Genomic DNA, 12,957 nt, shown 5'->3' with positions numbered 1-12,957 from the left:
TGGGAGTGGGGAGGACTGCGAAGGTGGTCGGTGGTACTAATTGCGGGGTTTGATGACTCCTGTCTCTGCTGCCGCCCTTGCCACCGCTTCAGCTACGGCCAGGTGGACGTTCCGGTTGAGGATGCCCGGCACCAGCTCACCCTCTTCGGCGTGTGAGGCGATGGCCTTGGCCGCGGCAATGAGCATCCGGTTGTTGATTCTGCTGGCACGGGCGTCGAGGGCTCCCCGGAAGATGCCGGGGAAAGCGAGGGCGTTGTTGATGCTCTTGCCGTCGGCGGCAAAGGATGCCCCGGCCGTCATGGCATCCTGCGGTTTAATCTCGGCATCCGGATTGGAGAGGGCCAGAATCACCTGCCCCTGTTTCACCATGTCGGGTTTGATGAGCCCGGGGCAGCCGGTGGTGGCGATTACCACCTGGGCGCGCTCCATGACCCCTGCCAGATTAGTCGGTTCTCCTCCCAGAGTCTGCAGCATCTCCATGGCGCCGGGATTGAGATCGGTGCCGACCACTTTTTTCACCCCGTAGGCCATGAGCAGCTTGGCGATGCCGGTGCCGGCCGCCCCCAGGCCGATGATTCCGATCGTGGCATTCTGCAGCCTGGTGCCGGTGAAACGGGTTGCGTTCAGCAGTGACGCCAGCACCACCACTGCCGTGCCGTGCTGGTCATCGTGCATGACAGGAATGTCCAGCATCTCCACGAGCCGCCGCTCGATCTCGAAGCAGTCCGGTGCCGCGATGTCCTCCAGCTTGATGGCCCCGAATGTGGGAGCCAGATGCCAGATAGTGTCCACGATATGGTCCACGTTTTTGCTTCTTAGCAGGATTGGGACGCCGGAAATCCCCACGAGGTGGTCGAAGAGCACCGCCTTCCCCTCCATGACCGGCATGCCGGCCACTGGGCCGATGTCCCCCAGGCCGAGGATGGCGGTGCCGTTGGTGACGATGGCCACGGTGTTGCCGATGGCGGTATAGGTGTCGGCGAGCCGGGGCTTCTGCTGGATCTGGCGGCAGATGGAGGCCACCCCCGGGGTGTAGATTTTCCGCACATCGCCGATGGTCTTAATCTCAACCCTGCTCCTGACGGCAATCTTGCCCCCTTCGTGAACCTGCTGCACCCGGTCGATCACCTCTTCGACAATGACCCCTTCAACCGCGGCAACGGCTTTGAGGATCATTTCCAGATGCTGGTCGTTGTCCACATAGACGGTAATCTCCCGAATGTTGTGGGTAAGCCCCGAACTGATGAGGCGTATGTCGCCGATGTTGCCCCCTTCGGAGCCGATGGCAGTGGTCAGGCGCCCCAGGTAGCCGGGCTGATCGGTAATCATGACACGCAGGGTCTTGACGATCTTGTCGAACCCTTTTTCTATATTCATTCCGTTCGCTTCCTCTTGGTCTGATGAGTGGTGGCTAATATCTGGCAGCGGCTACCCGGCTGGTTCGCCGGTATTCACCGACGATCACGGAGAAAATCAGTTCCCAGAAATGCTCTGTTATTTAGAGACTTTTTCGAATAATCCGGTTTCGGATCGATATTCGAGCAGTTCACCAGCTGAGATATCGAAATACCACCCATGCAGAGTGAGTTCCCCCCGTACCACCCGCTCGTCGATCCAAGGGAAGGAGTGGAGATTTTCCAGAGAGAGGAGGATGGCGGCCTGCTCGGCGGCCCGCTGCTGGAGGGCCGTATCCTTTTCCGGCAGCTCCGCCAGGACCCGTTCGCGGGCGGGCGTGGCGATTGACATCCAGCGGGAGATAAACCCTCCCCCCTTGCAGCCGCAGGTTCCTTTCATGAGGGCGTTAATGCCGCCGCACTGGGAGTGCCCAAGTACGATGATATGCTCGACCCCCAGGTGGCAGACCGCGAATTCCAATGCCGCACTTACCCCGTGAAGCCCGCCGTTTTCCTCGAAGGGGGGGACCAGGTTGGCCACGTTGCGAACGGTGAAGATGTCGCCAGGCGCACAGTCGGTCAGGATGGCCGGATCGACCCGGGAATCGGAACAGCCGATGATCATGGTCTTGGGGCTTTGCCCCTGCTTAAGGTGTTCGAAGGGTGAGTATTCCGAACCGAAATAATCCTCTCTGAACCGGCGGAATCCTGCGATGAAGCGTTCGATGTCCTTCATAGTGCCTCCATGGCGCGGCGCCCGGGAAAGGGCGCCGCGCGTTCTCTCCTTCATTACTTGACGCACGAGGTGAGTTTTGCCAGGGCCTCATCGGCGGTCAGGTCGTAGCGCTCCCGCTCCTTCCGAGCCGCCTCTTCCAGGGCCTTGTCAATCTCCGGGTACTTGAGGGCCAGAATGCGGGCCGCCAGCATGGCCGCATTGCGGCTCCCGTCGATGGCCACCGTGGCAACCGGCACGCCCGGGGGCATCTGCACGGTCGAGAGGAGGCTGTCCATCCCTGACAAGGGGCCGTTGCCGAGCGGCAAACCGATGACCGGCAATCTCGTGTGCCCGGCGATTACACCCGCCAGGTGAGCGGCCACGCCGGCGCAGCCGATCAGTACCTGCACCCCTTCCTTATGGGCCCGGTCCAGGTAGGCGAGGACCTTGTCGGGGGTCCGGTGGGCCGAAGCCACCACGATCTCGCTCGGGATGCCGAGCTCGGTCAGGGTGTCGCGCACCTTCACCACCGTGGGCAGATCATTGGGGCTCCCGGTCAGGATTCCCACCAGCGGCGAGCGGTCGGCGAGAGTGCCGGGTGCGCTCGATGTTTCGACTTTTTCCATAGCTAGCTCCTTATGAATAGGCTGATCAGCGTTTGGGGATGAACTCGACGCGCCGATTTCCGGCCCAGGCTGACTCATCGTGGCCCTCGACAGCGGGCTTCTCTTCTCCATAGCTCACCACGGTCATGCGACCGGCATCGATCCCGAGCGTCTGCAGGTACTTCATTGCCGATTTGGCCCGCTGCTCCCCCAGGGCGAGGTTGTAGGCATCGGACCCCCGTTCGTCGGTATGCCCTTCGAGGATGACCGCCACCCCGGGGTTCTTCCGGAGCCACTCGGCATTGCCGGCCAGGATTTCGCGGGCCTCACCATTGAGGACCCAGGCGTCAAAGTCGAAGTAGACGATTTTCAGGGGACTCGCTTGGGTAGCATTACCGGCCGGGGTGATGCGATCCTCGGCAATGTCCGTTGCGGCGATGGATTCGTGTGCGTCAATAGTCGTTGCCGGCGGCGCGACAGTTTCCGTGGCTGGGAGCTGAGCCGGTGCGGAGACGACCGCCGGTTCCGGAACGACGAGTTCTTTTTTGGCGCAACCAGCGGCACAGGCGATGCTGAAGGCGACGAGAAGCGTGGCATGCACGTATTTCATTGGATTCTCCTTGAGTGTCATGGGCATGTAATTGTGCGATTGCGGCCGACGAAGACATGCCGGGCGCACGCATGCGAAGGCACGGACGGACAATGGCAAACCTCCCCTGTCACGTGCACTGCGCTGGGAACGATTATGCGTTGCTGCAGTTACTCTGGTAGCGGCGATGCGTCAGGCGACGTTCTGGGGAGGGACGGAAATTTCCGGATACACCTGTGGTGGCAGCCGGAACGGTTCAGCGAACACAAGGCGGGATTCACTGGGCTGGTAGATGGGAACGAGCCGGCTGGGGCAGAAGTAGGTGGTGTAGTCGATAAACGAATGCTTCGGCGGCTTGAAGTCGTCAATATCCGTCTGGGCGTCGTCCGCCTCGATGTTGGCGCTGCAGCAGAAGGTAATCTGCTCCTGGAGGGGGGCAAAGGCCTGATCCCTGAGCATGAGCGAGTAACCCGTCACATGGAGTGCGACGATAAGCAGCAGGAGCGCCTTGGCTCGTTTCAGGCAACCGTGACGGTACATGGATCGGTGTCTTTCGCGGATGATCGTGTGTCATTCGCATCTTAAACAGGGCAGTACATTTGTCAAGATGCAATTAGCCGGGCAGCTCAGGGGATTCGTCTCACGTTCAGCGCTCTTCCGAGCATGATCGCCACAATGGAGACACCTCCCGACAAAAGGGCCCCCATTTTGGCCGACCCCTGGATGTCCGGTTCAACAAATGCCACACCGGCCACAAACAGGGCCACGGTCAGGCCGATGCCCGCCACCAGCCCCGTCATGGCCAGTTCCTTGGCGCCGACCTGCTGCGGCAGGGGGAATCCGAGGGCCCTGCCAACGTATCCCATGGCAAAGATGCCGAGCGTCTTGCCGATTACGAGCGATGCCAGCACGAGCCAGGTTGCCGCCCCCACGGACGAAAAACCGACTCCCGCATTGGCAAGGCCGAACATGAAGAGACCGAAGTCGACGACGATCTTCCAATCATGCTCGAACCGGGCCAGGGTCGAGGTGTCGCGCGGATCGGCCTCGAACAGGTGAGCCGTTTCCCGGCTTGGATGCGGCAGGAAGGGAATGATGAAGACGAGGGCGAGGGCTGGGTGCAAGTGGGCCTTGAACAGGCCGGTCCATGCAAGTCCGCCTCCCACGACTACATAGGGCCAGTAGCTTCTTGATTTCAGGCTCCTGAGGATATAGGCGACAACCATGCCGGCGACCGTCAGGAAAAGCCAGATCGGCTCGGTCGGGTGGTTCGGGTCGGGATAGAATACGGCAATGATGGCAAGTCCTATGGCATCGTCCGCTACCGCCAGCAGAAGCAGAAACGATACCGCGGGATGCCCGGCTCCGAAGACGAGCCGGGCTACCAGCCATGCCAGCGCGATATCGGTGGCGGTGGGGATACCCCAGCCGCGCGTCAGTTCCGGACCACCGATGATGGCGTTGAGTCCCAGGTAGACGAGCACCGGGCCGACGACCCCTCCAAGAGTCGCCAGAAGCGGATTGACCGCCTTTCTCAACGGATTCAGATCGCCGCCCGGCAGGCAGCTTTGAGTTATTTCAACTGCCGCTATTCCGAAAAAAAGGACCATGAACAGCTCATTCACCACGAAGTGGAAGCTCATCCCACCGAAGAAGGGCTGTTCTATGAAAGAGTGGTAGCCGGCCGGGTCGAGGTTGGCCCAGAGCAGGGCCACCACGACACCGGCGATCAGAGGCACCGAAAATTCACGCAGCAGGTTGATCCTTTTTCTCAAATCCTATCCTTTCAGTCAGCCATGCACGACTGCTATGCGGCATTGCAGAGCCTGCGCCCCGCCATTCTCGTCCGATGGTGCTCGTCGATTCCCGCCAGGTCGCGAACGTGACGGGCCAGGGACCTCACGTCCACTACCGGCCGCGCCCCCGGCACGAGCGGGTCCCTGCCGAGGCTGAGCGCCGTTCCCCCCTGATTGAGGGCCCAGCGCAGTGCCGTGGCATCGTTCTCGTCACTGCCGGCGCAGACCACGTCTCCGCGATATCCCAGGAACCGGCACAGTGCCTGAGCGCCGAATGCCATGGTGATCTCGGGAAGAAACTGGATCTCCACCATGGTGGTATTCCGGTAAAGGGCCACTCTCCACCCCTTAAGAACGGCAGCGAGCCGGGCGAAGAGCGTCTGGCGTGCCTTGGTGTTTGCCTCCTGCGTGTGGAGTGCCGCGGACCAGCGCCGGTCCTCCAGTTCCACGCCCGGCAGGTCGGCGACTTCCCGCAGTGTCGGCAACAGGGCATCGCGGGTTTCCATCAGCATGTCCTTGGGCTTGCCCGAAAGGGTCATTGATTCACCGCCGGGTATGTGCCATTCGGTTCCGCAGCTGCCGCCGAGGTAAATGCCCTCGATCGGCACGCGGGAAACGAGATCGTCAAGGGGACGGCTGGACAGAACGGCAACCCGGTGGCCGGGAAGCGCGGCGAGTTCTTCCAGAAACTGGCGTGTCACCCGGTGCAGGCGTGCCTTTGAGTAGCAGGCCCCGGCAGCGGTGAGCGTCCGGTCGAAAGAGAAAATCCAGAGACGTTTAAGGGAATCTGTAGTAAGCATCGTTGCACCTCCGTTGTCCCGGGACCGCGGCGGACGGTTTCCCGGAATGCTGTTGCGGCCGAAATTAATGATAAAGAACGGCCGAGCGCACTATCGGTTGACAGGGACGGGGAGAAACGGTGAATCAGCTTCGGCCGGCGACATACCGGCGGCTGGTGCCGCCTTGATCTGACCAGGCCCGATGGACCCATGGCCGGTCTGAACGTTACGGCACCAAAGGCTGATTCGCTTCAGGTCTGATTCTGGGGCGGGACAAACCAGTCAAGGTAGACCTGGGGCGGTGCTCTCAGGGGGTCGTGAACATCGAGCAGGGCGAAGGACGGACAATAGGCCGGAAGGATCGTCTCATCCGCGCAGCAGGGGGGCAGGTCTCCGTGGGCCAAGGGGCATTCGGATGCCGGAGTCGAGCTGCCGTCGTTCCGTTCGCTGTCGGCGGGGCAGAGCCGGTCAGTGTGGTAATGGTGGGACGAGTCGACCACCTTGGGGACGACCAGTTGGCATGCCACGCCGAACCCGACGGTGGAGAAGATGAAAATGACAGTCGCCAGAACTGCCGCAAGGCAGGTATGGAAAATACTCACGGTACGCATACAGATAATCTTGTACAACATTATGATAATTTTTGTCAAGAACAAGGGCGCTCGATGCCGCTGAAGCCGTTTAAATAACTTCGCTAATTGGTCGGCCGCTTAGCACTGGAAAGGCCTCTGGTAGTGATGTTTTGGCAGGGTAATGCCGGTTGTAGCGGCCTTGCGGGTGGGAAGCGGGTTGGTTGAAGAGGTGCGGAAATGAAAGAGGGCGGCCATGGGCCGCCCTCCGGTACGAAACGATCTATTTCTTTGCAGCCGTCTTTGCGAAGCGTCCGCCGGTTTGCATCGGGTCCCCTTTATATCCCAGGGCCTTCCAGTTCATCCGGGTACCCCCCATGTGGCACTCGCCGCATTGCAGCGCCTTGTCCCGGGTCGCCACCTCATGGTTGATGCTGCCGTAGAAGGCGGTCTTCACGAACTGGTACTTGCCGCTGTAGGGGACTTGGGATCCCTTGGCGCCTTTTTTCAGGGCGTTCTCCCAGTCATAGTCCTTCCAGAGCGCATTGTGGGTCTGGGGGATCAGGAGGCAGTTGCTGAGCGAATCCATGGGCTGCTTGCCCGTATGGACCTTAAAGGGGAAAATCTTGGCTTTCTTGTCGGTGATGTCACCCAGCGGCCTGGAGATGTTGACCACCTTTGAGGGGTCCTTGATCTTCTGCCCTTTCAGGTAGCGCTCAATGGTCCCGTTATACCAGGTATAGGTCGGAACGACATCTTTGCCCCAGATAAAGGTTCCCTTGTGCTTCATGAAGGTCTCCTTGTCGAACTGCTCGCCGGCTTCGATATCCTTGCCCACGTCTGACCAGTCCCAGCTCATCTTGGTGGCCTGTCCCTTGGCGAAGACCGGAATGTGGCAGGTCTGGCAGGCAACCGTGGCCAGGTGGCGGTTGATGAGGGCGCCGTTTTTCGACTTCTGGTGAGGAGCATTGGCGCCGGTATGGCAGTCCTCGCACGCAACGCGTTCCGAGTAGGTGGCCAGGAAGGTGGAGGCGCCGGCGATCTGGTGGTGGCTCGTCTTGTGGCACTGCTGGCACGTCATGCCCAGCCCGCCGCTGTCGGTGGTGCCCATGTGGACGTCATGATCGCGCTTGGGCTTCTCCATGGTCGAGTCGAGATCGCCGTGCTTCACCGCGTCTCCGCCGCCGCCGTAGAAGTGGCAGACTCCGCAGTTCGCAAGCCCCGGCTTGCCTACTTTCTGGGCCGCCTTCTCCAGGTCGAGCTTGCCGGCCGCAATGGCCTTGGGATCCGGCTGCCCGGCCAGCCCCTTCTTGTACTGCCGGTCGCTGGTGTGGCACACGAGACAGTCGATGTTGTTCTTATTGGTAAAGTCGAACGTATTGTCGGTCCAGCCATAGCTCGGATGACATTTGGCGCAGAACTCCTGGTTGTCGCACCGGTCGCCACCCTCGATGGAGATGCAGAAATTATTGATCAGGTTCGCCTTGCCGTACTCTACCTTGCTTTTCTCCAAGCCCTTCACCAGCTTCGGCGGTCCCTTCCATTTCCAGTGGGAAGAGGAAAGAACCTGATCCCCGGCCTCGGAGTGGCATTCGAGACAAGCCTTGGTCACGTCCTGGCCGGTCTTGAAGGGGCCCTTCACGAATTCCGCGTGATCCGCGCCGGCAAAGGCACTGATGGCGGCCATTGTGATGGCTGATGCTGCGATGACTGCTCCCGTTTTCATCCTCATGCGCTGATTACCCCCATCCTGCAAGTTTATATAGAAGACGAAATATATGAACATATGTATAATATCGTGTCAACATTTTGTTTTGCCGGGCCGGCCCTTTCCGTTCCGCATGCATGCCATGAAGAACTGGACAGCCTCCCGGGCTGCGGAGTAGTATGCAGCGCTGAGATAATCACCATCCGCAAAGAGAGAAGATAGCCGTGAAAAGAAGAGTGCTTGTCGTGGCCTGTACGGCCATACTGCTCGGCCGCGGGGCCGAGGGGAATGCATCCGAGGCGGCGGTTGTGCCGCCGGCATCGCTCACGTGTGAGGAGTCGCTTGAACGCCGGCAGAAGCTCGTGGAAGAGCTCCAGGCCCTCCAGGTCAGGCTGGAGCAGAAAATCCGGGAGATGGAGTGCAGCCCCACCGTTTCCAGCGACGAATTGCTGGCAAAAAACGTACGACACCTGCAGGACCTCTCAGCCAATACCCGCGCACAGCGCCAATCCATGGCAGACTTCGAGAAATTCGTCACCTGGATGAGTTCAAGTCTCGCCGGCTACGAAAAGTACATCCAGGCCGGCTCCGTGGTTGCCGGCTTTGCCCGGGTCCTGCCGATCCCCTACGCGGGGCAGGCCTCAGTCCTGACCAAATTTGTTTCCCAAGGGGTTCTCTCCCTGAACGCCGCTTCCGGCTCCATTGCCTCGTACCTGAAGACTTCCGACAGGTACTTGGCCATGGTCGACGCTATAGACCCTGTCCGCCCCGATGCCGTCAAGGTCTCAGCTGCTGCCCGCTATGCCGACGGCGAACTCCTGCGTGCCATGACCGATGTCCAGGCCAAGTTGCGGACGTCGGCCGATGTTTCCGCATCCACCCTTTCGTTCCTGGAAACCCTTGATCACTACGCAGGAAATACTGATGAATACTGGGCAAAGACAAAGGCGTTCGTCACCCGCAACGACGCCTATAAAAACGATAAAAGTTACCTGGCTGCCAGTATCGAAGGGCTCAGGAACCGTGCGGCAAGCTTCAATGGGCGGCTCAGGCTTTTCGAAGAATCAGCGAAAAAGGATCTCCCCCTCATAAAGAACCTGGTTGCCTATGACGATCTCATCCGTGAGTTGGACAGGAAACGGGCGTCCGGGGATGGAGGTGGCGCGGCGGCGCAGGCTGTGAAATAATTTGTATAATTGACAATGCGAATATTTAAATGTAATGTAGCAAATTGATTGGTTCCAACGATAATAAGAACGGCCATGACCCATGGAGGGGGCTTGGATACGCAGCTCTGAAGGCGTTTTGCCACGCTTCGGCAACAACCGCGTGGGTTCGGGTAATGAATCTCAAACAAAGAATGACACTCGCCATTTCGGCGTTGATGGTTTTGTTCGCCGTGTTCATGGCGGTCGTTGCGGTCGGCTATTTCGAGCGCAAACTCAACGAGACCATTATCGATCAGCAAAGTTCGCTGGTCAGCTACATTGCCGGTGAAATCGACAATACCCTCGGCATTGCCCAGGGTCTTCTCGTTGCCAGCGCCACCTTCGTTCCCGCCGACGCCCTTGATTCCCCGGAGCGAACCCGGCGATTCCTCCAGAGCAGGACAAGCCTCAACAAACTGTTCGGCAACCGGTTGCTGGTCATCTCCGCCGACGGACGGCTGGTCGCCACATCCCATAACGTTGCCGGAAGCAACCCTCCGTCCAATTTTACCGACACCCCCTTTTTTCGCGAAACTCTCAGGAAACGAATTCCACTCATCTCCGAGATGACGACCTGCTGTATCTCGCCCCATTCTTCGGAAATCGTCATGACCGCGCCGATCTTTGGCCCGGGCAACCAGGTACGGGGAGTTCTCGCCGGGACCATCGCCCTGCGTGAGACGAACCTGCTGTCGCGTTTCGGCACCCTTCGCATCGGCAAAACAGGCTATCTTCAGCTGGCAACGGCTAACCAGACATTGATAGTGCACCCTGAGCGCGAGTGTATCCTGCATCAGGTCGGACCTCTACACGGCAATCTCGTGACCGACGCCGTCAAGGGGTTTTCCGGCACCCGGCGTACGGTGAACAACAAGGGAGTGCCCATGTTCACCACGGCGCGCAAGCTGGCGTTGAAAGATTGGGTAGTGATGGCCAACTACCCGGAAAAAGAGGTGTTGGCGCCCATACGTGCCGCCAGGGGTGTTATGGGGGTCTTTACGGTAGCGGGGGTTGGCGCGCTGATCATTCTCACCTCCCTATCGATCGGCTATCTCACCCGTCAACTGACAGCATTCACCGAGCATATCCGCGGGCTTTCCGAAAAGGAGGGCGCCGACCGCCGGTTCCCCATGCCCGATACCGGTGACGAGATCTCCGCACTGTCGACCGCATTCAATGAGATGGTGACGTCGCTTGACCAGCGGACCGAGAGCCTGTGCGAGAGCGAAGAGCGGTTTCGCAGTACGTTCGAGCAGGCTGCGGTCGGTATTGCCCATGTGGATATGGATGGACGGTTTATCAGGCTCAATAGTCGCTTCAGCGACATCCTCGGCTATGCCGAGCACGAATTGCTCGGTATGACCGTTGCCGATATTACCTGTCCGGAATATCTGGAGAGCTGCCAATCCTGCCGGCAGCAACTTCTTGAAGGAAAGCGTTCGTGTGCCGCAGAAAACCGCTATCTCCGCAAAGGGGGAGCACACGTCTGGGTCAACCAGACGGCATCGGTACTGCTGGATTCATCGGACAAGCCAAAGTATTTCATCATGGTCATCGAGGATATTTCGGCCCGGAAAGGGGCCGAGGAAGAGGTCCGCCGGCTCAATGCGGGCCTTGAGCAGCGGGTCGCCGAGCGGACCGCTGAACTGGAGTCGGTCAACATCCGTCTCATGGCGGAAATTGAGCAGCGGGCCCAGGCACAGGAGGAGATCGGTTGGCTGAACGAGGATCTCATGCGGCAGAAGGCGGCCCTGGAAGCCGCGAATCGAGAACTGGAGGCGTTCAGCTACTCGGTTTCCCATGATCTGCGAGCACCCCTGCGGCATATTGCCGGCTATGGCCTCGCCCTTCGGGAAGACTACGGCGGGCAGCTCGATCCGCAGGCTCTCGAGTTCATCGAGCGGATGAACGCAGCCGCTCGACGGATGGAGCAGCTGATCGAAGCTATGCTCAACCTGTCGCGGCTGGGGCAGGGTGACGTCAAGCGTATGCCTATCGACATGAGCGCCATGGCACGCGAGGTCGTGGCCGGCTTGCGCGAGGCCGAACCGAACAGGAATGTAGTGATTACCATTGCCGATGGGCTCACTGCCACAGGGGATCCCCAGCTTATGCGCATTGTTCTGGAAAATTTACTGGGAAATGCGTGGAAATATACGGGCAGATCGCCGCTGGCCGAAATTGAGTTCAGTGCTCTGACCGACGGGCAGCCGGCGTTTTGCGTGAGGGATAACGGAGCGGGATTCGACATGGCCTTTGCCGATAGGCTGTTCGGACCGTTCCAGCGGTTACACCGTGATGACGAATTCGCCGGAACCGGCATCGGCCTTGCCACGGTCCAGCGCATTATCAACCGGCACCGGGGAAGCATCTGGGCCGAGAGTGCACCCGGCGCCGGTGCTGTGTTCTACTTCTCAATCTGATAGCGGTCGGGTTGGGAAGGAAATGATGTGTTCAGCGGTGCGCGGGGGAGGGACGGGGATAGCTCAGAGGAGGAACAGTTCGTCGACGGCAGCCCGAATTTCAACGATGGAGCTGTCAAGTTCGGCAACAATCAGTTTCTCGTCAAAGTCCGACCCACCCAGTGACCTGCGAATAACGCCCCACGACGGGTGGTTTTCGAGAAGCGTGCGGACCGAATCAACCGGTTTGTGCCCCTCGAATCCAAGTCGTCGCAGGGTGCAGTATTCGTCCGCAAAGGCGACCATCGCCACGATGGCGGCCTGCTTGTAGGGAACCGCCTCGATGTCATGGTGATAGAGGATGGTGTCGCAGATAAATTCGTTCAGGCTCCACCGCTTGGCCAAAGCGAAGCCCACCTCGCAATGAGAAGTCCCGAACAGCCTCTCTTCTGCCTGACCGAAGGTAATTTTTTCCTCATCGACCAGCGTGACTACCTGTGAAAACTCCTTGCCCCTGAAAAAATTGATGAAAACTTCGCCCACGTCGTGGAGCAACCCAGCCACGTAGACGTTGACGGGATTGAGAAATCCGGTGCGTTCGGCAATGAGCTTGGCAATGCGGGCAACGCCCAGAGAGTGCGCCCAGAGCGTTGATCGGTTGAGGGGGCCTTTGCCCGTTTTGAAAAGGTCCACGATGGCGCAGGTGAAAATCGCTTCCCTGAGCAGGTCGAGACCCAGGTAAATGACTGCATCCCTGATGGAGCTGATCGGGCGTGCGGCACTGTAAAGCGGTGAGTTGGCCAGGTGCACAACCCGGGCGGTCAGTACCTGGTCCTGCAAAAGCAAGTCCGCCACCTCGTCGATGGCGACGTCGGGGTCATTAAGCTTGCCTGCTATTCTTAAGACAATGTCAGGGACGGTCGGCAGTTCGTCGACCCCAGACATGAATTCCCGTGCCAGGGTAAGCCGGGTTTCCACGTCGCGTCCGGAAATATCCATCACAGCCTCCAATGCCACTCACCATACCATATTATTGCCCCTATTTCCACTAGTTAACATTACATTAGCCCGTTCGACACCCCGTGTGCACGGTAAAAAGGCGTATTTGTGCAAAATTGGCGCACCAAAGTGCAGCTATTGCACGTAGTTAGCTGTTTTGTTATGGTAAAAAATTATAAATTTTGAATTAAAA

At 59.3% G+C, this 12,957-nt stretch carries 12 protein-coding genes; 2 read left to right on the top strand and 10 right to left on the bottom strand.

All coding sequences use genetic code 11. From position 1 onward, the window contains the following. Positions 1-36 precede the first annotated feature (36 nt). The 9 genes from GS_RS11585 to GS_RS11545 all read right to left on the bottom strand — a co-directional run bounded on the left by GS_RS11585 (position 37) and on the right by GS_RS11545 (position 8,179). The gene (locus GS_RS11585; RefSeq protein WP_010942945.1) at positions 37-1,377 is read right to left on the bottom strand and encodes a malic enzyme-like NAD(P)-binding protein; all 1,341 of its coding nucleotides are present in this window, start codon (positions 1,375-1,377) and stop codon (positions 37-39) included. Positions 1,378-1,494: 117 nt separating this feature from the next. Then, positions 1,495-2,130, bottom strand: a complete 636-nt coding sequence (locus tag GS_RS11580) for a carbonic anhydrase (protein ID WP_010942944.1) — start codon at positions 2,128-2,130, stop codon at positions 1,495-1,497. A 53-nt stretch (positions 2,131-2,183) separates the two neighbouring features. Continuing rightward, positions 2,184-2,735, bottom strand: coding sequence for a 5-(carboxyamino)imidazole ribonucleotide mutase (gene purE, locus GS_RS11575; RefSeq protein ID WP_010942943.1), 552 nt, complete (start codon positions 2,733-2,735; stop codon positions 2,184-2,186). Between the two features lie 25 nt (positions 2,736-2,760). Further along, positions 2,761-3,324, bottom strand: coding sequence for a peptidoglycan-associated lipoprotein Pal (gene pal / locus GS_RS11570; protein WP_010942942.1), 564 nt, complete (start codon positions 3,322-3,324; stop codon positions 2,761-2,763). A 171-nt stretch (positions 3,325-3,495) separates the two neighbouring features. Continuing rightward, positions 3,496-3,843, bottom strand: coding sequence for a hypothetical protein (locus tag GS_RS11565; RefSeq protein ID WP_010942941.1), 348 nt, complete (start codon positions 3,841-3,843; stop codon positions 3,496-3,498). A gap of 86 nt (positions 3,844-3,929) precedes the next feature. Then, the gene (locus GS_RS11560) at positions 3,930-5,078 is read right to left on the bottom strand and encodes a Na+/H+ antiporter NhaA (RefSeq protein ID WP_010942940.1); all 1,149 of its coding nucleotides are present in this window, start codon (positions 5,076-5,078) and stop codon (positions 3,930-3,932) included. Between the two features lie 32 nt (positions 5,079-5,110). Next, positions 5,111-5,899 (bottom strand): trehalose-phosphatase, encoded by a 789-nt coding sequence (locus GS_RS11555; RefSeq protein WP_010942939.1) that lies wholly within the window; start codon positions 5,897-5,899, stop codon positions 5,111-5,113. Between the two features lie 230 nt (positions 5,900-6,129). Further along, positions 6,130-6,489 carry a hypothetical protein gene (locus GS_RS11550; RefSeq protein ID WP_010942938.1) on the bottom strand — a complete coding sequence of 120 codons (360 nt, stop codon included), beginning with the start codon at positions 6,487-6,489 and terminating at the stop codon, positions 6,130-6,132. Between the two features lie 241 nt (positions 6,490-6,730). Continuing rightward, positions 6,731-8,179, bottom strand: a complete 1,449-nt coding sequence (locus GS_RS11545) for a tetrathionate reductase family octaheme c-type cytochrome (protein WP_010942936.1) — start codon at positions 8,177-8,179, stop codon at positions 6,731-6,733. Between the two features lie 200 nt (positions 8,180-8,379). Here GS_RS11545 and GS_RS11540 point away from each other — a divergent pair, with 200 nt between their 5' ends. Next, complete coding sequence (locus GS_RS11540; RefSeq protein ID WP_010942935.1) at positions 8,380-9,342, top strand: hypothetical protein; 963 nt, start codon at positions 8,380-8,382, stop codon at positions 9,340-9,342. Between the two features lie 173 nt (positions 9,343-9,515). Beyond that, entirely contained in the window at positions 9,516-11,786 is a 2,271-nt protein-coding gene (locus tag GS_RS11535) for a sensor histidine kinase (protein WP_235044883.1), read from the top strand. A gap of 63 nt (positions 11,787-11,849) precedes the next feature. On the opposite strand, the gene GS_RS11530 is transcribed toward GS_RS11535, so the two are convergent. Continuing rightward, positions 11,850-12,764 (bottom strand): HDOD domain-containing protein, encoded by a 915-nt coding sequence (locus GS_RS11530; protein WP_010942933.1) that lies wholly within the window; start codon positions 12,762-12,764, stop codon positions 11,850-11,852. Positions 12,765-12,957 lie beyond the last annotated feature (193 nt).

The sequence above is a fragment of the Geobacter sulfurreducens PCA genome (assembly GCF_000007985.2).
Taxonomy (GTDB): domain Bacteria; phylum Desulfobacterota; class Desulfuromonadia; order Geobacterales; family Geobacteraceae; genus Geobacter; species Geobacter sulfurreducens.
This window is presented reverse-complemented; position numbering and strand designations above follow the sequence as displayed.

Coding starts and splice junctions, on each gene's coding strand:
- GS_RS11545 (WP_010942936.1), bottom strand. CDS start 8,179: ATGAGGATGAAAACGGGAGCAGTCATCGCAGCATCAGCCATCACAATG.
- GS_RS11550 (WP_010942938.1), bottom strand. CDS start 6,489: ATGCGTACCGTGAGTATTTTCCATACCTGCCTTGCGGCAGTTCTGGCG.
- GS_RS11530 (WP_010942933.1), bottom strand. CDS start 12,764: ATGGATATTTCCGGACGCGACGTGGAAACCCGGCTTACCCTGGCACGG.
- GS_RS11535 (WP_235044883.1), top strand. CDS start 9,516: ATGACACTCGCCATTTCGGCGTTGATGGTTTTGTTCGCCGTGTTCATG.
- pal (WP_010942942.1), bottom strand. CDS start 3,324: ATGAAATACGTGCATGCCACGCTTCTCGTCGCCTTCAGCATCGCCTGT.
- GS_RS11585 (WP_010942945.1), bottom strand. CDS start 1,377: ATGAATATAGAAAAAGGGTTCGACAAGATCGTCAAGACCCTGCGTGTC.
- GS_RS11555 (WP_010942939.1), bottom strand. CDS start 5,899: ATGCTTACTACAGATTCCCTTAAACGTCTCTGGATTTTCTCTTTCGAC.
- purE (WP_010942943.1), bottom strand. CDS start 2,735: ATGGAAAAAGTCGAAACATCGAGCGCACCCGGCACTCTCGCCGACCGC.
- GS_RS11580 (WP_010942944.1), bottom strand. CDS start 2,130: ATGAAGGACATCGAACGCTTCATCGCAGGATTCCGCCGGTTCAGAGAG.
- GS_RS11565 (WP_010942941.1), bottom strand. CDS start 3,843: ATGTACCGTCACGGTTGCCTGAAACGAGCCAAGGCGCTCCTGCTGCTT.